Origin of the sequence: Enterobacter sp. RHBSTW-00994 (assembly GCF_013782625.1) — a bacterium.
Lineage (GTDB): Bacteria > Pseudomonadota > Gammaproteobacteria > Enterobacterales > Enterobacteriaceae > Enterobacter.
On sequence record NZ_CP056199.1, the window covers coordinates 1,763,598 to 1,782,156 of the forward strand.

Sequence of the window (18,559 nt, forward strand, 5' to 3'; positions counted from 1 at the left end):
TACCATTCTTAATAAACTGAGAGGTAAAAATGACGGGTAAAAAAAGTAATTGCAACTGAAATATATAGATAACGTTTTTTATTTTATTTATTTCAGGTGTTTTGAAAGTGATCGTGAAATGTAATTCAAAGGATTCGTGCAATACGGTGAGTAGGCTTGCAGGGATGAGGTTGGTCAACGATTTTAAATATTAAAGAAATATATAATATCGTCAATAATTGTCAGCCTTTCTTTTCAATAAAATACAATGTAAATAAAATCAATGATTGCCAGTAGTGACCACAACAATATATAGAGCATTAAATGTTCGCGTATATTATTGATGAGGTAACCAAAGAGTTTGCGCATAGGTATCAGCTAGTCAGAGTTAAAGAACAGGTTCCGGATGTCCGGAACCCGCATTGTATTATCGGTCAAAACGGGATAACGCGAAGGGCGTCAGATCAAATTGCGGGGTCATACCCTGCGCAAATTGCGCGGCAATTTCGCCAAGGACAGATGCAAATTTAAAACCATGACCACTGAGCCCAGTGATCAGCAGGGTGTTGCTGTGGCCTGGTAAGGTATCGATGATGAAGTCTTCATCCGGCGTATTGTCATAGGTACAGGCTGCCCCATAGAGTAATCCACCGATTCCCGGCAGCACATTACGCAAGAATGTGAAGGCTTCTGAGCCATCTTGCGGGTACGTACCGAATGGCTTACGGTCCTCTGGTGATGTGATGGGTTGTCCACCATTATGTTTGCCAATTTTAAGCGCATCTTTCTCAGAGGGAAAACCGTAGAACTGGTCACCGTTCGGGAGCTCACCAGTGAATGCCGGGAAATGATTCTGGGTGCTGTAACGACCATCGGCCTGGAACCATGAGAAGACTTTGCGGACCGGTTGAACGGGCAGATCAGGCAACAGTTTTGTCACCCAGGTTCCCGCACTGATCAGCAGTCGGGATGCTGAATATTCGCCCTCCGGTGTTGTCACTATGACACCATCGGCGAGATGTTCAATTGCATTGACCGGGCAATTGAACAGTTGCGCGCAGCCTGCTTTAGCCGCCAGATCAATCCAGTTTTTGATGGCTGTTTCGCAATGCAGCACGCCAGAATTAGCTTCAAATAACCCAATGTAATCATCGGGAACCTGAATTTCTGGCCAGCGTTTCGTAATGGCCGTCGCGTCAAGACGTTCAACATCCAGGTTAAATTCGCGAGCACTTTGCTCGACGGTGGTCAGAAATGCAGAGTGAGCGGGACCAAGATTGATAATGCCTGTGCGGTCAAAAATGCGTTCTTCTGTCTGTTTCGCGAGCTCATCCCAAAGTGTCTGAGCACGTAATACCAGCGGTACATAACGCTCTCCTTCGCCGTAGGCGTGGCGAATAAGGCGGGTATCACCATGATGGCTTCCTTCCGAATGCGGAGGGAGGTGCGAATCAATCATCAGAACCTTGAGGCCAGCTTGCGTCGCGTAATAACCTGCGGCAGAACCAACGGAGCCGCTACCAATAATGATCAGGTCGTATTTCATGAGGATCTCTTAATCAGCACTTTGATTAGCAGAGTAATTAACATCACAGGCTTATACAAGGGAGAAATAAATAAGGCACCGCATGGGTGCCTGTTGAGTGAAAAGTGGGCATAAGATTAATGCCGTTTATACTCATTTTCCTGATAGTCGCCAGATTCTATTTTTGCAATACCTGCTTCCAAAATAGAAATAAACTGACGGGCAACGTCTGTGGTTAGCCACAGCGTCTGTCCAATTTCCGCTTCTTCACGGTTTGGTTGATTCGGGGTCTGGTAGTGCAAACGCAGCATCAAAGCATCGTAGCTATCTACGGTACTGATATCCCAGCCAACAAGCGGGTGGGTCTGGATGACTTCACTATTCTTTTCCATTATAACCCCCGTAATACGTGTTAGAAGACAACGACTTTGAGGTTCAATGCATGTTTTTCTGAAGCAACTTCAGTATATCAATAAATAAGGGTTATGCCTGGAAAAATAAATAGCTGGCAACACATTTTTCTGTTTTTTAGGATTGTTCGAACAATAAATCACCATCTGCTTCACGTTTTTTAAAGAAGATGGCCAATTAATTTGAACGTAATGGATTAAGACGAAAAAAAGCCGGGGCGACCCGGCAAAAAACACAATGAGGGAGCAAGTTTTAATCAGTAATGAACCAGTCGTCAGCACTTTCCCACGTTTCCTGCAGGATCTCGCTGATGCGATCTTTATCTTCTCGCGCGCCACCGATGACGGACAAATTGTTCGCGGCAGCATAACGAACTGTTACGGAACCTTCATTTTCTGGAAACGAGCTGTGAATACGGCGGGATAACTCACCAGCCAGTGCATCGATCGCACCAGCTGGCAGGATGGTTGTTTTGGCAATAGTGACTTCAATACGCATAAATGCCCCCTGTGTAATATACTGTTTATTTATACAGGTAAGTTCTAAGCTTTACAACCAGGGGCGTTCATTTTTTAGCGCTTTATCGTCCAGTGTACGGTTTCACCCGCCAGGAACGGGATCAGCGTATCATCCGTCAGGGCTATAGATTCCTCAACCTGGCTTGTTTTGCGCTCAAGTTCAATAAAGGTGTCATTGACAGGCAGGTCATAAAAACGTGGGCCATTAAGCGAGCAGAAGGCTTCGAAATGCTGCAACGCGCCCATTTCTTCAAACACGGTCGCGTAGCTGGCGAGGGCCGTCGGGGCATTGAAACAGCCAGCACAACCACAACTGGCTTCTTTACGATGGCGGGCATGAGGCGCAGAGTCAGTCCCGAGGAAAGCGCGCGTGAAACCACTGGCAACCAGCTCACGCAATGCCTGCTGATGGATATTTCGCTTGAGGATCGGCAGGCAGTACAGATGCGGACGCACGCCGCCTACCAGCATATGGTTACGGTTAAACATCAGATGCTGAGGTGTAATCGTTGCGGCAATAAGCTCATTACCTTCACGCACATAATCAGCGGCATCTTTTGTTGTGATGTGCTCAAACACCACCCTCAGACCAGGAAGACGCTGACGCAAAGGTTCCATCACTGTTTCAATGAAGCGGGCTTCTCTGTCGAAGATGTCGATATCGGCATGAGTGACTTCACCATGCACCAACAGCGGCATGCCCAATTTTTGCATTCTTTCCAGCACTGGCATAATGGCATCGATACTGGTGACACCGTGGCTGGAGTTGGTGGTCGCATTGGCAGGATAGAGTTTGGCTGCCGTAAACACACCTTCATTGAACCCGCGCTCGACTTCATTTGGGTCGAGTGTGTCCGTCAGATAACAGGTCATTAACGGGGTGAAGTCATGTCCAGCCGGAACGGCAGCAAGAATTCGCTGGCGATAAGCGATAGCGGCATCGACGGTGGTGACAGGCGGAACCAGGTTAGGCATAACAATCGCGCGGCCATAAATTTCGCTGGTATAAGGCACGACGGTTTTTAGCATATCGCCATCACGCAGATGGATATGCCAGTCGTCAGGGCGGCGGATTTTAAGAACCTGGGGTTGTGCAGTCATGGATGTGCTCCGGCTTGTCAGGAATCAGTCACTAGGATGGCTGTTTTTGCCGGACACAAATCATATGCGGAAACGTTTTCGTTTGCACACGTTTCCGCAAAAAAAAAGGGCGCATTTGCGCCCGTAAGGTTAATCGGTGAAGGGAATAATGATTTCACCCGGTTTCACCTCTATCCCTTTCGCATATTTTTTCGCCAGTGATTCACCTTTGCTCTTGTCCTCACTCAGGACATACGCAGGTTGCTGATTAAAATAATTACGCAATGACTGGTTCAGATAAGGCATCAGGGTCTGCAATACGGGCTTCATCTTGTCTGGCGAGACGTCTGCATCCACCACTTCCATCTCCTGAAGATAGATAGCCCCTTTCTCTTTATTAAAGACCGGCAGCGCTTTAAGTTTCAGTTTGATATTCGCTTTTTGGCTACCAAACAACGAATTCATATCCAGGCTGGCATCGCCGGAGAGGGTCACTTTGTTGGGTTCCTCGCGTCCGATCTGGCTGGCGAGATTGGTGAGTTCGATATGGGCATCAGCGACACCCGGCACGCCGATGTCTTTGGCGAAGTTATTGTGTTTTTCCAGCGCCTGATTAATTTCCTGCTCACTGACGGTATATTGCGTAAGCTGGTTACAACCTACCAGCAGGCCGCTGACGATCAACGCCGCGGCAATGACGATCTTGTTCATGGGGTTCCTCAACATGATATCGGCGCATCTGTCCTGACGCGTCAGTATGTCAGGCTGATACAGCACAAACCAGCAGAAAAAACTGATAACGCAAGGATACCGCCCATCCGTTTGTCATGCGCCGGGTTCGAGCATACTGCGGGCACTGCGTTTTGGGCTGAACTGCCACCACAATGCGAAAAGGGTCATAAAGCCTACAACGCCGAGCATCATCCACGGCAGTTCAGGCTGATTCATTGCTTTACCTGCATCAAACAACCAGCCGCCACCGGCATAACCCAATGCGCCACCAAAAGCGAGCCCCAGACGGCTGAATCCCATATAGCTGCCGCGTGCCCGGGCATCCGCAAGACCGGCGCTGAGCGTTTCACGGGCCGGTTCGGCGATAATAGAACCGATGTAGAAGGTACAAATCAGCATGAAAAGTTGCTGTAACGAATTCACCAGGCCAATAGGCATCATGCTTAATGTCATCAGCAATAGCCCAGCCATCAGACGATGTTCAAGCCGGAATCGCTTTTCGCTCCAGCGTGCAATCGGGTAGAGCAGCGTCAGTGACAGACTGGCCTCAATGGCATACATCCACTTAACGGCCGCCGGAGAACCGGCAACATCGTTAACCATGATGGGCAACATCAGCATGACCTGGACGGCCAGCATGTAGTAACCCGTCAACGTTAATACATAGGTGACAAAGCGTTTGTCACGCAGCACGCGGCCAAGACCTTCACGCACGGGCGCTTTAACGGTAGAAAGTTTCCATGCCGGCAGGAGCCAGGCATTAAAGCCCGCACACAGAATAAACAGTATCGCACCCGTCGCACAGACTAACCGGAAGTCATACTGCAACAACCAACTTCCCAGCAGTGCACCAATCACTGCACCCGCGCTATCCTGCATCATCAGGAGGGAGAAGAACCGGCCACGCTGTTGTGGTCGAATCAGTTTTACCACCAGCGCGGTGCGTGGAGGATCAAACAGTGTGCCGCCAATACCGGAGAGAAAGCAGGAAAACCACAGTAGCCAGGGTTCATGCGCAATCGCCATAGTGGCGAATCCGGCCGCACGTAACAGCATCCCCGTGACAATCATCGGCTTTGCGCCAAACCGGTCGGCAATAGCCCCGCCAAAGACGCCCAGCCCTTGTTGAACAAACTGACGTAAGCCGAGCGCGATGCCGACCATTAATGCCGCCCAGCCCATTTGATCCACAAAGCGAATAGAAATGAGGGGAAAAACGACAAAAAAGCCGAGCACGACCAGCATGTTATCAACTAACAGGAAATATTTACCCAGATTACGGGCCTGCGATACGCGGGACATTTCCCCTCCAGGGAAAAGAAGATGGTGAGCACGCTAATATTCTGCGGTGTTGCCGCCTGTTTTCCCACCCAACCAGCGACAATATTTTTTTATCAAAAGGGTGCTTTGATAGAGAGTTCTCATCGAAAAAGATGAAAAGTACGCAAAATGGTATGTCACTGTTTTCACAGAAAGCGAACGCGCAGGTATAGTAAAGCTATTAGGGTGAGCAGAAGTCACGGGAAGGAGTGGTATCGATGTTTGGCTATCGCAGCAATGTGCCAAAAGTGCGTCTGACGACAGACAGGCTGGTTGTTCGTCTGGTGCATGAGCGTGATGCCTGGCGGCTGGCGGATTATTACGCTGAGAATCGTCAGTTTTTAAAGCCCTGGGAACCGGTTCGGGATGAGAGTCATTGTTATCCATCAGGCTGGCAGGCGCGTCTTGGCATGATCACCGAGTTTCACAAGCAGGGGACAGCGTTTTATTTTGCTCTGTTAGATCCTGAAGAAAAAGAGATTATCGGTATCGCCAACTTTTCGAATGTGGTGCGTGGCTCGTTTCATGCTTGCTACCTCGGTTATTCCATTGGACAGAAATGGCAAGGACAAGGGCTGATGTATGAAGCGTTAACGACGACGATTCGCTATATGCAACGTACCCAGCATATCCACCGTATTATGGCGAATTACATGCCGCATAATCAGCGCAGCGGTAATTTGCTGGCGCGACTGGGGTTTGAAAAAGAAGGTTATGCCAAAGATTATCTGCTGATTGATGGTGAGTGGCGGGATCACGTGTTGACGGCGTTAACCACCAAAGAATGGACCGCAGGTCGTTAAGGAGTGAAGATGAAATATCAGTTAACCGCCGCTGAAGCGCGCGTCATTGGTTGTCTGCTTGAAAAGCAGGTTACCACGCCGGAACAGTACCCGCTTTCCATTAATGCTGTCACGATGGCCTGTAATCAGAAAACCAACCGAGAGCCAGTAATGAACCTGGGCGAGCATGATGTGCAGGACATTCTGGATGCGCTGGTCAAACGTCATTATCTGCGCACCGTTAGCGGGTTTGGTAACCGGGTCACTAAATACGAACAGCGCTTCTGTAATTCCGAATTTGGCGATTTGAAGCTGAGTCCGGCTGAAGTGGCTGTGATAACGACCTTACTATTACGCGGCGCGCAAACGCCGGGTGAGCTGCGGACTCGTGCGTCCCGAATGCATGAATTCAGTGACATGCAAGAGGTTGAGCAGACGCTGGAAGGGCTCGCCGCCCGTGATGATGGGCCTTACGTTGTGCGCCTTGCGCGAGAACCGGGTAAACGCGAAAGCCGCTACATGCATCTGTTTAGCGGTGATGTTGATGCCGCGTCGGTGAGCGCGTCGGAAACGGCGTCATCTGTCGTTGATGAGAGTTTGCTTGCGCGTGTTGAGGCGCTAGAAGATGAGGTCGCCGGACTAAAACAGCGCCTGGATGCGTTGCTGGCTCATTTGGGGGATTAAGGGTGGCAAAATTACGCGTAGGCGTTGTTGGGTTAGGGGGTATTGCCCAGAAAGCCTGGTTGCCCGTATTAGGTGCATCGACGGACTGGACGCTACAGGGAGCCTGGTCGCCAACGCGCGAGAAGGCGGAGCGTATTTGCGAAACCTGGCGGATGCCATATGCCAACTCAATGCTGGCGTTAGCCCGTGATTGTGATGCGGTGTTTGTGCATACCTCGACGGCAACACACTACCAGGTGGTCAGCAAATTATTGAATGCCGGGGTTCACGTCTGCGTAGATAAGCCCCTGGCAGAAAATATTCAGGATGCAGAGCGCCTGATTGAGCTGGCTTCCCGTAAAAAACTGACGTTGATGGTGGGTTTCAACCGCCGCTTTGCCCCGCTTTATCAGCAACTGAAAGCGCAGCCAGGTGATCTTGCCTCGTTGCGTATGGATAAACACCGTACCGACAGTATTGGTCCGCACGATTTGCGGTTCACCCTGCTGGATGATTATCTCCACGTTGTCGATACGGCTCTGTGGCTAACAGGCGGTAATGCGCAACTGAAAAGTGGCACGCTGGTAACTAACGAGCAGGGCGAAATGGTCTATGCTGAACACCATTTTGCACATGACCACCTGCAGATCACGACCAGCATGCACCGCCGCGCCGGTAGTCAGCGCGAATCGGTTCAGGCCATTACAGAGGGTGGGCTGTACGACATCACCGATATGCGTGAATGGCGGGAAGAGAAGGGCGACGGCGTGGTAACGCTTCCTGTTCCTGGCTGGCAGAGTACGCTGGAACAGCGTGGTTTTGCCGGGTGTGCTCGTCATTTCATCTCTTGTGTGCAAAATCAGACGGTTCCTGAGACATCGGGTGAGCAAGCCATTTTAGCCCAGCGCATTGTGGATAAGCTCTGGCGAGACGCCATGAGTGAATAACCCGCTGTAACATCTGTCGATAGTAATTCGCTTAAATCCAGGTAGACTAAGCGCTTCTTCAACGCCTGCATTGCAGGCGTTTTGCCGTGTGGTTGTGGAAATTCACGTTAATGAACTTATTAAAATCGCTGGCAGCAGTCAGCTCGATGACCATGTTTTCTCGCGTGCTCGGCTTTGCGCGTGATGCGATTGTGGCGAGGGTTTTTGGCGCAGGCATGGCAACGGATGCCTTTTTTGTGGCGTTTAAATTACCCAATCTGCTACGCCGTATTTTTGCGGAAGGGGCATTTTCTCAGGCATTTGTTCCGATTCTTGCGGAATATAAGAGTAAGCAGGGCGAAGATGCTACCCGCGTATTTGTGTCCTATGTCTCCGGCTTGCTGACACTGGCCCTGGCCGTTGTGACGGTTATCGGGATGCTGGCAGCCCCCTGGGTCATTATGGTCACTGCGCCGGGCTTTGCTGATACGGCAGATAAATTTACACTGACCACGCAGCTCCTGCGCATTACGTTTCCTTATATCCTGTTGATCTCACTGGCCTCGCTGGTGGGGGCGATACTCAATACCTGGAACCGTTTCTCTGTTCCGGCGTTTGCGCCGACCTTTTTGAATGTCAGCATGATCGGCTTTGCCCTTTTTGCTGCACCGCATTTCAACCCGCCGGTACTGGCGCTGGCATGGGCGGTGACCGTAGGTGGCGTACTGCAGCTCGCGTATCAACTGCCGCATCTGAAAAAAATAGGAATGCTGGTTCTGCCTCGCGTTAATTTTCGTGATGCAGGCGCAATGCGTGTGATCAAGCAGATGGGACCGGCGATCCTGGGGGTCTCTGTCAGCCAGATCTCGCTTATCATCAACACTATTTTTGCCTCTTTCCTGGTGTCCGGTTCGGTTTCATGGATGTACTACGCTGACCGTCTGATGGAGTTTCCGTCGGGGGTATTAGGCGTGGCGCTGGGGACGATTCTGCTGCCTTCGTTGTCAAAAAGTTTCGCGAGCGGCAATCATGATGAATATTGTCGTTTGATGGACTGGGGTTTACGCCTTTGCTTCCTGTTGGCACTGCCAAGCGCAGTCGCATTAGGCATTCTGGCAAAGCCACTGACCGTTGCTCTGTTCCAGTACGGTAAATTTACGGCCTTCGATGCGGCAATGACCCAGCGTGCGCTGGTGGCCTACTCCGTAGGATTAATGGGGCTGATTGTTGTGAAGGTGTTGGCTCCGGGCTTCTACTCACGTCAGAACATTAAGACACCGGTTAAGATCGCTATAGTGACGCTGATAATGACTCAGGTGATGAACCTGGCATTTATTGGCCCCCTGAAGCATGCCGGTCTGTCTCTGTCGATTGGTCTGGCGGCCTGTCTCAATGCGGCACTGCTGTACTGGCAACTGCGTAAACAAGATATTTTCACACCGCAACCCGGCTGGACGAGTTTCCTGGTTCGCCTGGTAATTGCTGTGTTGGTGATGTCTGCCGCGCTGCTGGGGATGATGTACGTGATGCCTGAATGGTCTTCAGGAACAATGCCTTACCGCTTGATGCGTCTGATGGCCGTGGTCATTGTGGGGATCATTGCTTACTTTGCAACGCTTGCGGTTCTGGGCTTTAAAGTGAAAGAGTTTGCCCGCCGTACGGCATAAACGCCAAAAGGGGAGTTCACCAGAGGTGCTCCCCAAAACATAACTTGTCGCTTATGCGATCAAATCGAAATCTTTTTTCCGCCCGCCAAACGTGAGCTGGATGTTTGACCATCCGCACCGTACAGTCCTGGCTCCTGATGCGGCTTTAACACCTCAAGGGCCTGCTGATTACGGACTATCTGTCCTTCCAGCAACCAACCGTTATGTTGGTTAAGGTCGCGAAGATGCTGGGTTTTTTCTGTAATAGTCTGCCAGCGTTCAACAATCTCATCATTGGCACTGCGTCGTGGATCTTGTTCTGCACGTCGCTGCTGCTCCAGATAATCCAGCGTCGCCAGAAGTGAGCTTTTATCTTCCGTAATGCGTTGCAAAGCACTGCCGTTGATATGACCGACAGACAATTGCTGCTGCTCTGCATCCATTACAGTTTTCAGGTCGTTCAGGACAACCGTCATTTGATCCAGTATTTCTGACAGTCGACTCATAGGGTTAATTACTCTGTAAGAAACTCTGAGCTTCCTGAATCAGCGCGTCAGCGATTTTGCTGGTGTCCATTTTCAGTTCGCCGTTACGGATTGCCGTTTTCAGCGTTTCAACACGTTCCATGTTGATATCGCTGCTGCCTGGTTGCATCAGTTTCGCCTGCGCATCGCTCAGCGTCACGCTGGTGCTGTTGGCCGTCGATGTTTTTTCCAGACGCGTTTTTTGCGGTGCAGCGTCATTCGTTTCGCGAGGTTGTACAGTGCTAACCGGTTTTAGGGCCGATGTACGATCAATGCTCATGGTGTTGTCCTCATCGAGGGTTCGCGGCGTTTGCGCCAGATATTATCATTAGTGCAATATTTATCGGCAGCCGCCGCGAAATCTTTAAAAAGATTATAGGTTAATCAGAATATTCCCATCAGAACCGACGGTTCCGCTCACCACCTGGCCTGAGGACATCCTGACCCTGGCGTTTTGGGCAACGGCAGCGTTGTTTAGCGCCTGCCCTTCACTGTTGACACTAAACCCATCTCCGTTAGCAACAACCATCACCCGTTGACCCGCTTTTACCCGCCATGCCTGGCGCAACATGGAGAGCTGAATTGGCTGTCCTGGCGCCATATCACGCAGGCTGACGGAGTCCTGCGCCTGGCTGATATCGAGCATGGTTCGTGGCGGAAGCTGGTCCAGCCGCCCCCGCTTCAGTGTGACGCTATCCGCCTGAAGTACGCTACCGCGCGCAATCGGGGATGCCGCCACAACATAATTACCCGTGGCCTGTACGGTAACCTGTAAATAGCGCTTCTCATTGGCGCAACGCGCAAGCACATTCAGATTTCCCCACAGCTTTGCACTGCCGGTGACACTGAAAGAGGGTTGCTCGCATGAAGGCAGAAGATTCGTGGGTGTCCGGACGGTGACGGATACGTCATCGCTGAAGCCAGCCAGTTGCTGGGTGAAAAAAGCGGTCAGTTGATCGCTCAGATTATCAGCCTGCACCAGGGGGCTTAAAAGCAATAAGGTTGCCGCCAGGCCGCTTTTTAATGTCCACATCGCACGTTCCACCGTTTCCAGAGTTGGGACGATTCTACCTGCAGTGGTTTCTCATCAACGCAATAAATAGCGACGCATTTTGTGCTTATTCCGTCGATAAGGGACACGGGTTGAGATTTAAGCTGTGAGCTGAAATTTTGCCATCAGCGGAGGAGACATGCTCGATAAACTCGACGCCGCGTTACGTTTTCAGCAGGAAGCGCTCAATTTACGTGCCCAGCGGCAGGAGATTTTGGCCGCCAACATCGCTAACGCGGATACCCCAGGGTTTCAGGCGCGCGATATTGATTTTTCCAGTGAGCTAAAAAAAGTGATGGAGCGTGGACGTGCCGAAGGTACGGGGGTTGCACTTGCATTGACATCCTCACGCCATATTCCCGCTCAGGCGATGACTGCGCCAACGACTGACTTACTTTATCGCATTCCCGACCAGCCTTCCCTCGACGGCAACACCGTTGATATGGACCGGGAACGTACACAGTTTGCCGATAACAGCCTGAAATATCAGACAGGACTGACCCTACTCGGTGGACAAATCAAAGGCATGATGAGCGTCCTGCAGGGGGGCAACTAGTAAATGGCCTTGCTGAATATTTTTGATATCGCCGGTTCGGCGCTAACGGCACAGTCTAAACGTCTGAACGTTGCCGCCAGTAACCTGGCTAACGCCGACAGCGTAACCGGACCTGATGGGCAGCCTTATCGTGCGAAACAGGTCGTCTTTCAGGTCGATGCTGCACCGGGTGCAGCGACGGGCGGCGTGAAAGTCTCTGAAGTGGTAGAAAGCCAGGCACCAGACAAGCTGGTTTACGAACCAGGTAACCCTCTGGCAGATGCCAGCGGTTACGTAAAAATGCCAAACGTGGATGTGGTGGGCGAAATGGTTAACTCCATGTCTGCGTCTCGCAGCTACCAGGCAAACGTCGAAGTGCTTAATACCGTGAAGAGCATGATGCTCAAAACGCTCACTCTCGGCCAGTAAAGGAGACACGCATGTCCATCGCTGTAAAAGTGAATGATACGACGAACTCGACTGCAACGAGTTCAACCAGTTCCACTTCTCTGACGGGAAACAGCGCATCCGACCTGCAAAGCAGCTTCTTGACGCTGCTGGTCGCGCAGTTGAAGAACCAGGACCCGACAAACCCGATGCAGAATAACGAACTGACTACGCAGCTTGCGCAGATCAGTACGGTGAGTGGCATTGAAAAACTCAACACCACGCTGGGGTCAGTTTCTGGTCAAATCGACAGCAGCCAGTCACTGCAGGCTGCGAGCCTGATTGGTCACGGTGTCATGATCCCGGGTACAACCATTTTGGCGGGGTCGAGCACGACAGACGGAACCACCACCACATCAACAACACCATTTGGCATTGAGCTGCAGCAGGCAGCCGACAAAGTGACGGCAACGATCACCGACTCCGGTGGCAACGTTGTGCGTACGATTGATATCGGTGAACTGAAAGCCGGTGTTCATACCTTTACCTGGGATGGCAGCCTGACGGATGGGACTACCGCACCAAACGGTTCGTACAAAGTGGCCATCAACGCCAGTTCCGGAACAACTCAGTTGACCGCTCAGCCACTGCAATTTGCCCTTGTTCAGGGGGTGATTAAAGGCAGTGATGGTAACAAACTGGATTTGGGTACTTCAGGTACTACCACACTCGACGAAGTTCGGCAGATTATCTAAGCCTTAACACTTATCAGGAGTAAGTCATGGCCTTTTCTCAAGCGGTCAGCGGCCTGAATGCTGCGGCCACCAACCTGGATGTCATTGGCAACAACATCGCCAACTCCGCGACCTATGGTTTTAAATCCGGTTCTGCCTCTTTTGCAGATATGTTTGCCGGTTCCAAAGTTGGCCTGGGCGTTAAAGTCGCTGGCATCACTCAGGACTTCACCGACGGTACGACCACCAATACCGGTCGTGGCCTGGACGTTGCCATCAGCCAGAACGGTTTCTTCCGTATGGTTGATAGCAACGGCTCTGTGTTTTACAGCCGTAACGGCCAGTTCAAGCTGGACGAAAACCGTAACCTGGTGAACATGCAGGGCCTGCAGCTGACCGGTTATCCGGTTGCGGGGACGCCTCCATCCGTTCAGACCGGTGCGAACCCACAGGCGATCAATATCCCGAATACCCTGATGGCAGCTAAGTCGACCACCACGGCGACTCAGCAGATCAACCTGAACTCCACGGATACGATTCCTACAGCGGCCTTTGATCCGACAAACTCGGATAGCTACAACAAAAAAGGGACTGTGACGGTATTCGACAGCCAGGGTAATGCCCACAACATGTATGTTTACTATGTCAAAACAGCAAACAACAAATGGGATCTTTACACCCAGGACGGCAGTGTCGCGAATGCCGCGACAACCAAAGCGGCACAGATGAGCTTTGATACCAGCGGCAATCTGAACGGGATCTATAACTACGATGCAGCTGGCGTGCTGAGTGGTACACCGAACGCAAACCCAGCGATTAACATTACGACGGATGCGCTCAGTGGCGCGACGCCAGCAACGTTCTCCCTGAGTTTCCTGAACTCTATGCAGCAGAACACGGGCGCGAACAACGTCGTCAGTACTACTCAGAATGGTTACAAACCCGGTGATTTGGTGAGCTACCAGATCAACGACGACGGTACTGTTGTCGGTAACTACTCGAACGAGCAGAAACAGGTTCTGGGCCAGATCGTGCTGGCGAACTTTGCGAACAACGAAGGTCTGCAATCGGAAGGCGATAACGTCTGGTCTGCCACTCAGTCCTCAGGCGTCGCACTGTTAGGGACAGCTGGTACGGGTAATTTCGGCACACTGACAAACGGTGCGCTGGAAGCGTCTAACGTCGATCTGAGTAAAGAGCTGGTGAACATGATTGTCGCGCAACGTAACTATCAGTCGAATGCGCAGACGATCAAAACCCAGGATCAGATCCTCAACACGCTGGTTAACCTGCGTTAAGCGGCTGACAGGAAAGCGCAATGGATCACGCAATATATACAGCGATGGGCGCGGCAAGCCAGACGCTCAATCAGCAGGCGGTTACCGCCAGTAACCTGGCGAATGCCTCTACACCTGGCTTTCGCGCTCAGCTTAATGCGCTGCGCGCCGTGCCGGTAGAAGGGCTGTCATTACCGACGCGTACGCTGGTGACTGCCTCCACGCCTGGTGCTGACATGACGCCAGGCCAGATGGATTACACCTCACGCCCGCTGGACGTTGCTCTGCAACAGGATGGCTGGCTGGCCGTGCAAACAGCTGATGGCAGCGAAGGCTATACCCGAAACGGTAATATCCAGGTGGATGCGACCGGCCGGTTAACGATTCAGGGACACCCGGTGATTGGTGAAGCTGGACCGCTCACCGTGCCGGAAGGATCTGAGCTGACCATCGCGGCGGACGGGACCATCTCGGCATTAAACCCGGGTGACCCGGCAAATACCGTTGCGCCAGTTGGGCGTCTGAAGCTGGTAAAAGCCGATGGTAAAGAAGTGCAGCGTGGTGATGACGGCATGTTCCGTCTTACCGCGACAGCACAGGCAGCACGTGGGCCCGCTTTACAGGCCGATCCGAGCATTCGCGTGATGTCGGGTGTGTTGGAAGGCAGTAACGTCAAACCGGTTGAAGCGATGACCGATATGATCGCCAGCGCACGTCGTTTTGAAATGCAGATGAAGGTTATCAGCAGCGTGGATGAAAACGCGAGCAAAGCTAACCAACTACTGGCTATGAGTTAACAGGACTTCTTATGATCAGCTCTTTATGGATCGCGAAAACCGGCCTGGACGCACAGCAAACCAATATGGATGTTATCGCCAACAACCTGGCGAACGTTAGCACCAATGGTTTTAAACGTCAGCGCGCCGTTTTCGAAGATTTGCTTTACCAGACCATTCGTCAGCCGGGTGCGCAGTCTTCTGAGCAAACGACGCTGCCGTCCGGTTTGCAGATTGGTACAGGTGTTCGCCCGGTTGCGACCGAACGTCTGCACAGCCAGGGCAACCTGTCACAGACCAATAACAGCAAAGACGTGGCGATTAAAGGTCAGGGGTTCTTCCAGGTTCAGTTACCTGATGGAACCTCAGCCTATACCCGTGATGGCTCTTTCCAGGTGGACCAGAATGGTCAGTTGGTCACGGCGGGTGGCTTCCAGGTTCAGCCTGCGATCACGATCCCGGCTAATGCCCTGAGTATCACCATTGGGCGTGATGGCGTGGTGAGTGTGACGCAGCAAGGTCAGGCCGCACCAGTACAGGTAGGACAGCTTAACCTGACAACCTTCATGAACGATACGGGTCTGGAAAGCATTGGTGAGAACCTTTATACCGAAACGCAATCCTCCGGCACGCCGAACGAAAGTACCCCAGGTCTTAACGGTGCAGGCCTTCTGTATCAGGGGTATGTAGAAACCTCTAACGTAAACGTTGCAGAAGAGCTGGTGAACATGATCCAGGTCCAGCGCGCGTATGAAATTAACAGTAAAGCAGTGTCGACGACTGACCAGATGCTGCAAAAACTGACGCAACTCTAAGGTGGAGTCCGGTGCGGTAAGTGCCGCGCCGGCTCCCTGTTTTCGAAGATGAAGGCAATGCAAAAAAACGCGGCGTTTCGTTATCCTATAGTGACTGTCCTGGCTGTGGCTCTGAGTGGCTGTGCCTTGATCCCGTCGAAACCTTTGGTGCAGGGTGCGACTACCGCCCAACCCGTTCCAGGTCCTTCGCCTGTTGTGAACGGCTCAATTTTCCAGACCGCGCAGCCGATTAATTATGGCTATCAACCGCTGTTTGAAGACCGTCGTCCACGTAATGTCGGCGATACATTGACCATTGTGCTGCAGGAAAACGTCAGTGCGAGCAAAAGCTCGTCTGCGAATGCCAGCCGCGATGGCAAAACGAATTTCGGTTTCGACACTGTTCCGCGTTACCTGCAAGGGCTGTTTGGTAATGCGCGTGCTGATGTTGATGCTTCTGGCGGCAATACCTTTAATGGTAAAGGTGGGGCGAACGCCAGCAATACCTTTAGCGGCACGCTGACGGTAACGGTTGACCAGGTGCTGGTTAACGGCAATTTACACGTTGTGGGTGAAAAACAGATCGCCATCAACCAGGGTACTGAGTTCATCCGCTTCTCTGGTGTGGTTAACCCTCGCACCATCAGTGGCAGCAATACCGTTCCGTCCACTCAGGTGGCGGATGCGCGCATTGAATACGTCGGTAACGGCTATATCAACGAAGCGCAAAATATGGGCTGGCTGCAACGTTTCTTCCTTAATTTATCGCCGATGTAATCGAGGTGACCTATGTTTAAATCCCTCTTCGCAGTGGTGCTGGCCCTGGTGGCGACCTTCGCCCAGGCTGAGCGCATTCGCGATCTCACCAGTGTACAAGGCGTGCGAGAAAACTCCTTAATTGGCTATGGCCTTGTGGTCGGTCTGGATGGTACAGGTGACCAGACGACTCAAACGCCTTTTACGACACAGAGTTTAAATAACATGCTCTCCCAGTTAGGTATTACCGTACCGGCCGGGACCAATATGCAGTTAAAAAACGTGGCGGCAGTTATGGTGACGGCCTCTTACCCGGCATTTTCACGCCAGGGGCAAACCATCGATGTGGTGGTTTCCTCTATGGGTAACGCCAAAAGCCTGCGTGGTGGTACGTTGTTGATGACGCCACTGAAAGGTGTCGATAGTCAGGTGTATGCACTGGCTCAGGGTAACATTCTGGTTGGTGGTGCAGGTGCATCAGCGGGAGGCAGCAGCGTTCAGGTAAACCAGTTGAATGGCGGGCGTATCACCAACGGTGCAATCATTGAGCGTGAATTGCCGACTCAGTTTGGGACGGGCAACACCATTAATTTACAGCTGAACGACGACGACTTTACGCTGGCACAACAGATTGCCGACACCATCAACCGTGGCCGTGGCTACGGGAGTGCGACAGCGCTGGATGCGCGTACTGTTCAAATTCGTGTCTCCAGCGGTGGCAGTAATCAGGTTCGCCTGCTGGCAGATATCCAGAATATGGAAGTTAATGTCACACCGCAGGACGCTAAAATCGTTATCAACTCCCGTACCGGATCGGTAGTCATGAACCGTGAAGTGACGCTGGACAGTTGTGCTGTGGCACAGGGTAATCTCTCTGTGACGGTGAACCGCTCGGCCAACGTGAGCCAGCCGAATACGCCATTTGGTGGTGGTCAGACGGTTGTTACTCCGCAAACGCAGATTGATTTGCGCCAGAGTGGAGGGTCACTTCAAAGTGTACGCTCCAGTGCCAACCTGAACAGCGTAGTGCGCGCACTTAACGCGCTGGGTGCAACGCCGATGGATCTGATGTCCATTCTGCAGTCCATGCAAAGTGCAGGCTGTCTGCGTGCCAAACTGGAAATCATCTAATGCTGACTGATAGCAAACTGCTGACCAGTGCCGCCTGGGATGCCCAGTCGCTCAATGACCTGAAAACGAAAGCAGGTAAAGACCCGGCAGCGAATATCCGCCCGGTTGCCCGCCAGGTTGAAGGGATGTTTGTACAGATGATGTTGAAAAGCATGCGTGAAGCCCTGCCAAAAGACGGGATTTTCAGCAGTGATTCAACGCGACTGTACACCAGCATGTACGACCAGCAGATTGCACAGCAGATGACCGCCGGTAAAGGCCTGGGTCTGGCTGACATGATTGTGAGGCAGACTGCTGCCGCACAAGGTGTACAGCCAGAGGACCAGCCTCAGCAAGTGCCGATGAAGTTCGATCTGGAAACGGTGACCAGTTATCAGAACCAGGCGTTGACGCAAATGGTGCGTAAAGCAATGCCGAAGACTTCCGGGGGAAGTGATGAGCCGCTCTCTGGAGACAGCAAAGACTTCCTGGCGCAGCTTTCCTTGCCTGCACGTCTGGCCAGTGAACAGAGTGGCGTGCCGCATCACCTTATTCTGGCCCAGGCGGCGCTCGAGTCTGGCTGGGGTCAGCGGCAAATTCGTAAGGAAAACGGCGAGCCAAGCTTTAACATTTTTGGCGTGAAGGCTTCTTCAGGCTGGAAAGGGCCGACGACAGAAATTACCACCACTGAATATGAAAACGGTGCTGCTGTTAAGGTCAAAGCCAAATTCCGCGTATACAGCTCTTACCTTGAAGCGCTCTCGGACTATGTTGGCCTGCTTAGCCGAAATCCGCGTTATACCGCAGTGACTCAGGCGGCAACGCCAGAGCAGGGCGCGCAAGCGCTGCAAAATGCCGGATATGCAACCGATCCTAACTATGCGCGTAAGCTGACCAGCATGATCCAGCAATTGAAATCGATGGGCGAGAAAGTCAGCAAAGCCTATAGCACAGATATTGAAAATCTGTTCTGAAAGTTCTCAAGTCCCGATGGAGGCTGCCGATAACCTTCATCAGGACTCGTGTCTGAAAG

General features: G+C 51.9%; 23 protein-coding genes. 13 read left to right on the forward strand and 10 right to left on the reverse strand.

What is annotated here, in order from left to right; all coding sequences use genetic code 11:
* Positions 1 to 234: 234 nt before the first annotated feature.
* The 7 genes from HV346_RS08300 to mdtH form a co-directional block, all read right to left on the reverse strand.
* Positions 235 to 348 (reverse strand): DUF2770 family protein, encoded by a 114-nt coding sequence (locus tag HV346_RS08300; RefSeq protein ID WP_181623038.1) that lies wholly within the window; start codon positions 346 to 348, stop codon positions 235 to 237.
* Positions 349 to 406: 58 nt separating this feature from the next.
* Positions 407 to 1,525, reverse strand: a complete 1,119-nt coding sequence (solA, locus tag HV346_RS08305) for an N-methyl-L-tryptophan oxidase (protein WP_181623039.1) — start codon at positions 1,523 to 1,525, stop codon at positions 407 to 409.
* 116 nt (positions 1,526 to 1,641) lie between these two features.
* Complete coding sequence (bssS, locus tag HV346_RS08310; protein WP_166716960.1) at positions 1,642 to 1,896, reverse strand: biofilm formation regulator BssS; 255 nt, start codon at positions 1,894 to 1,896, stop codon at positions 1,642 to 1,644.
* A gap of 271 nt (positions 1,897 to 2,167) precedes the next feature.
* A complete protein-coding gene (dinI, locus tag HV346_RS08315; protein WP_181623040.1) occupies positions 2,168 to 2,413 on the reverse strand; it encodes a DNA damage-inducible protein I in 246 nt (81 codons plus the stop codon).
* Between the two features lie 74 nt (positions 2,414 to 2,487).
* Positions 2,488 to 3,534 (reverse strand): dihydroorotase, encoded by a 1,047-nt coding sequence (gene pyrC / locus HV346_RS08320; RefSeq protein ID WP_181623041.1) that lies wholly within the window; start codon positions 3,532 to 3,534, stop codon positions 2,488 to 2,490.
* A gap of 129 nt (positions 3,535 to 3,663) precedes the next feature.
* Positions 3,664 to 4,224, reverse strand: a complete 561-nt coding sequence (locus tag HV346_RS08325; RefSeq protein WP_181623042.1) for a lipoprotein — start codon at positions 4,222 to 4,224, stop codon at positions 3,664 to 3,666.
* A 114-nt stretch (positions 4,225 to 4,338) separates the two neighbouring features.
* The gene (mdtH, locus tag HV346_RS08330) at positions 4,339 to 5,547 is read right to left on the reverse strand and encodes a multidrug efflux MFS transporter MdtH (RefSeq protein WP_181623043.1); all 1,209 of its coding nucleotides are present in this window, start codon (positions 5,545 to 5,547) and stop codon (positions 4,339 to 4,341) included.
* Between the two features lie 236 nt (positions 5,548 to 5,783).
* On the opposite strand from mdtH, the gene rimJ reads away from it, so the two are divergent.
* The 4 genes from rimJ (at position 5,784) to murJ (ending at position 9,603) form a co-directional block, all read left to right on the forward strand.
* Complete coding sequence (gene rimJ, locus HV346_RS08335) at positions 5,784 to 6,368, forward strand: ribosomal protein S5-alanine N-acetyltransferase (RefSeq protein WP_181623044.1); 585 nt, start codon at positions 5,784 to 5,786, stop codon at positions 6,366 to 6,368.
* 9 nt (positions 6,369 to 6,377) lie between these two features.
* Positions 6,378 to 7,031, forward strand: a complete 654-nt coding sequence (locus tag HV346_RS08340; RefSeq protein WP_181623045.1) for a YceH family protein — start codon at positions 6,378 to 6,380, stop codon at positions 7,029 to 7,031.
* Between the two features lie 2 nt (positions 7,032 to 7,033).
* On the forward strand, positions 7,034 to 7,957 hold the full coding sequence (locus HV346_RS08345; RefSeq protein WP_181623046.1) for a Gfo/Idh/MocA family oxidoreductase: 924 nt from the start codon (positions 7,034 to 7,036) through the stop codon (positions 7,955 to 7,957).
* Positions 7,958 to 8,067: 110 nt separating this feature from the next.
* Positions 8,068 to 9,603 carry a murein biosynthesis integral membrane protein MurJ gene (gene murJ / locus HV346_RS08350; protein ID WP_181623047.1) on the forward strand — a complete coding sequence of 512 codons (1,536 nt, stop codon included), beginning with the start codon at positions 8,068 to 8,070 and terminating at the stop codon, positions 9,601 to 9,603.
* A gap of 59 nt (positions 9,604 to 9,662) precedes the next feature.
* Here the strand turns inward: murJ and flgN are convergent, their stop codons facing one another.
* The 3 genes from flgN to flgA all read right to left on the reverse strand — a co-directional run bounded on the left by flgN (position 9,663) and on the right by flgA (position 11,139).
* On the reverse strand, positions 9,663 to 10,088 hold the full coding sequence (gene flgN, locus HV346_RS08355; protein WP_181623048.1) for a flagella biosynthesis chaperone FlgN: 426 nt from the start codon (positions 10,086 to 10,088) through the stop codon (positions 9,663 to 9,665).
* A gap of 4 nt (positions 10,089 to 10,092) precedes the next feature.
* Positions 10,093 to 10,386 (reverse strand): flagellar biosynthesis anti-sigma factor FlgM, encoded by a 294-nt coding sequence (gene flgM, locus HV346_RS08360; RefSeq protein WP_181623049.1) that lies wholly within the window; start codon positions 10,384 to 10,386, stop codon positions 10,093 to 10,095.
* A gap of 93 nt (positions 10,387 to 10,479) precedes the next feature.
* Entirely contained in the window at positions 10,480 to 11,139 is a 660-nt protein-coding gene (gene flgA, locus HV346_RS08365) for a flagellar basal body P-ring formation chaperone FlgA (RefSeq protein ID WP_181623050.1), read from the reverse strand.
* 157 nt (positions 11,140 to 11,296) lie between these two features.
* Between flgA and flgB the strand changes: the two genes are divergently transcribed.
* From flgB to flgJ, 9 genes are read left to right on the forward strand one after another with little or no spacing between them, the layout of a single operon-like run.
* The gene (gene flgB / locus HV346_RS08370; protein WP_181623051.1) at positions 11,297 to 11,713 is read left to right on the forward strand and encodes a flagellar basal body rod protein FlgB; all 417 of its coding nucleotides are present in this window, start codon (positions 11,297 to 11,299) and stop codon (positions 11,711 to 11,713) included.
* 3 nt (positions 11,714 to 11,716) lie between these two features.
* Entirely contained in the window at positions 11,717 to 12,121 is a 405-nt protein-coding gene (flgC, locus tag HV346_RS08375; RefSeq protein WP_181623052.1) for a flagellar basal body rod protein FlgC, read from the forward strand.
* Positions 12,122 to 12,132: 11 nt separating this feature from the next.
* Positions 12,133 to 12,834: a flagellar hook assembly protein FlgD gene (gene flgD / locus HV346_RS08380; RefSeq protein WP_181623053.1), complete on the forward strand. Its 702-nt coding sequence runs from the start codon at positions 12,133 to 12,135 to the stop codon at positions 12,832 to 12,834.
* 26 nt (positions 12,835 to 12,860) lie between these two features.
* Positions 12,861 to 14,111 carry a flagellar hook protein FlgE gene (gene flgE / locus HV346_RS08385; protein ID WP_181623054.1) on the forward strand — a complete coding sequence of 417 codons (1,251 nt, stop codon included), beginning with the start codon at positions 12,861 to 12,863 and terminating at the stop codon, positions 14,109 to 14,111.
* A gap of 20 nt (positions 14,112 to 14,131) precedes the next feature.
* Entirely contained in the window at positions 14,132 to 14,887 is a 756-nt protein-coding gene (locus HV346_RS08390) for a flagellar basal body rod protein FlgF (RefSeq protein ID WP_181623055.1), read from the forward strand.
* 11 nt (positions 14,888 to 14,898) lie between these two features.
* Complete coding sequence (flgG, locus tag HV346_RS08395) at positions 14,899 to 15,681, forward strand: flagellar basal-body rod protein FlgG (RefSeq protein ID WP_008500810.1); 783 nt, start codon at positions 14,899 to 14,901, stop codon at positions 15,679 to 15,681.
* Between the two features lie 57 nt (positions 15,682 to 15,738).
* A complete protein-coding gene (gene flgH / locus HV346_RS08400; RefSeq protein WP_181623056.1) occupies positions 15,739 to 16,437 on the forward strand; it encodes a flagellar basal body L-ring protein FlgH in 699 nt (232 codons plus the stop codon).
* A 12-nt stretch (positions 16,438 to 16,449) separates the two neighbouring features.
* Positions 16,450 to 17,547, forward strand: a complete 1,098-nt coding sequence (locus HV346_RS08405) for a flagellar basal body P-ring protein FlgI (RefSeq protein WP_181623057.1) — start codon at positions 16,450 to 16,452, stop codon at positions 17,545 to 17,547.
* Positions 17,547 to 18,500: a flagellar assembly peptidoglycan hydrolase FlgJ gene (gene flgJ, locus HV346_RS08410; protein WP_181623058.1), complete on the forward strand. Its 954-nt coding sequence runs from the start codon at positions 17,547 to 17,549 to the stop codon at positions 18,498 to 18,500. Before HV346_RS08405 ends, flgJ begins: the two co-directional genes overlap by 1 nt.
* Positions 18,501 to 18,559 lie beyond the last annotated feature (59 nt).

Excerpts from the sequence above, each read along its gene's own strand:
- flgB (WP_181623051.1), top strand. The coding sequence starts at position 11,297 with ATGCTCGATAAACTCGACGCCGCGTTACGTTTTCAGCAGGAAGCGCTC.
- rimJ (WP_181623044.1), top strand. The coding sequence starts at position 5,784 with ATGTTTGGCTATCGCAGCAATGTGCCAAAAGTGCGTCTGACGACAGAC.
- murJ (WP_181623047.1), top strand. The coding sequence starts at position 8,068 with ATGAACTTATTAAAATCGCTGGCAGCAGTCAGCTCGATGACCATGTTT.
- mdtH (WP_181623043.1), bottom strand. The coding sequence starts at position 5,547 with ATGTCCCGCGTATCGCAGGCCCGTAATCTGGGTAAATATTTCCTGTTA.
- HV346_RS08340 (WP_181623045.1), top strand. The coding sequence starts at position 6,378 with ATGAAATATCAGTTAACCGCCGCTGAAGCGCGCGTCATTGGTTGTCTG.
- flgA (WP_181623050.1), bottom strand. The coding sequence starts at position 11,139 with ATGTGGACATTAAAAAGCGGCCTGGCGGCAACCTTATTGCTTTTAAGC.
- flgC (WP_181623052.1), top strand. The coding sequence starts at position 11,717 with ATGGCCTTGCTGAATATTTTTGATATCGCCGGTTCGGCGCTAACGGCA.
- HV346_RS08300 (WP_181623038.1), bottom strand. The coding sequence starts at position 348 with ATGCGCAAACTCTTTGGTTACCTCATCAATAATATACGCGAACATTTA.
- bssS (WP_166716960.1), bottom strand. The coding sequence starts at position 1,896 with ATGGAAAAGAATAGTGAAGTCATCCAGACCCACCCGCTTGTTGGCTGG.
- flgN (WP_181623048.1), bottom strand. The coding sequence starts at position 10,088 with ATGAGTCGACTGTCAGAAATACTGGATCAAATGACGGTTGTCCTGAAC.
- solA (WP_181623039.1), bottom strand. The coding sequence starts at position 1,525 with ATGAAATACGACCTGATCATTATTGGTAGCGGCTCCGTTGGTTCTGCC.
- flgG (WP_008500810.1), top strand. The coding sequence starts at position 14,899 with ATGATCAGCTCTTTATGGATCGCGAAAACCGGCCTGGACGCACAGCAA.
- flgJ (WP_181623058.1), top strand. The coding sequence starts at position 17,547 with ATGCTGACTGATAGCAAACTGCTGACCAGTGCCGCCTGGGATGCCCAG.
- HV346_RS08325 (WP_181623042.1), bottom strand. The coding sequence starts at position 4,224 with ATGAACAAGATCGTCATTGCCGCGGCGTTGATCGTCAGCGGCCTGCTG.
- dinI (WP_181623040.1), bottom strand. The coding sequence starts at position 2,413 with ATGCGTATTGAAGTCACTATTGCCAAAACAACCATCCTGCCAGCTGGT.
- HV346_RS08405 (WP_181623057.1), top strand. The coding sequence starts at position 16,450 with ATGTTTAAATCCCTCTTCGCAGTGGTGCTGGCCCTGGTGGCGACCTTC.
- pyrC (WP_181623041.1), bottom strand. The coding sequence starts at position 3,534 with ATGACTGCACAACCCCAGGTTCTTAAAATCCGCCGCCCTGACGACTGG.
- flgD (WP_181623053.1), top strand. The coding sequence starts at position 12,133 with ATGTCCATCGCTGTAAAAGTGAATGATACGACGAACTCGACTGCAACG.
- flgM (WP_181623049.1), bottom strand. The coding sequence starts at position 10,386 with ATGAGCATTGATCGTACATCGGCCCTAAAACCGGTTAGCACTGTACAA.
- flgE (WP_181623054.1), top strand. The coding sequence starts at position 12,861 with ATGGCCTTTTCTCAAGCGGTCAGCGGCCTGAATGCTGCGGCCACCAAC.
- flgH (WP_181623056.1), top strand. The coding sequence starts at position 15,739 with ATGCAAAAAAACGCGGCGTTTCGTTATCCTATAGTGACTGTCCTGGCT.
- HV346_RS08390 (WP_181623055.1), top strand. The coding sequence starts at position 14,132 with ATGGATCACGCAATATATACAGCGATGGGCGCGGCAAGCCAGACGCTC.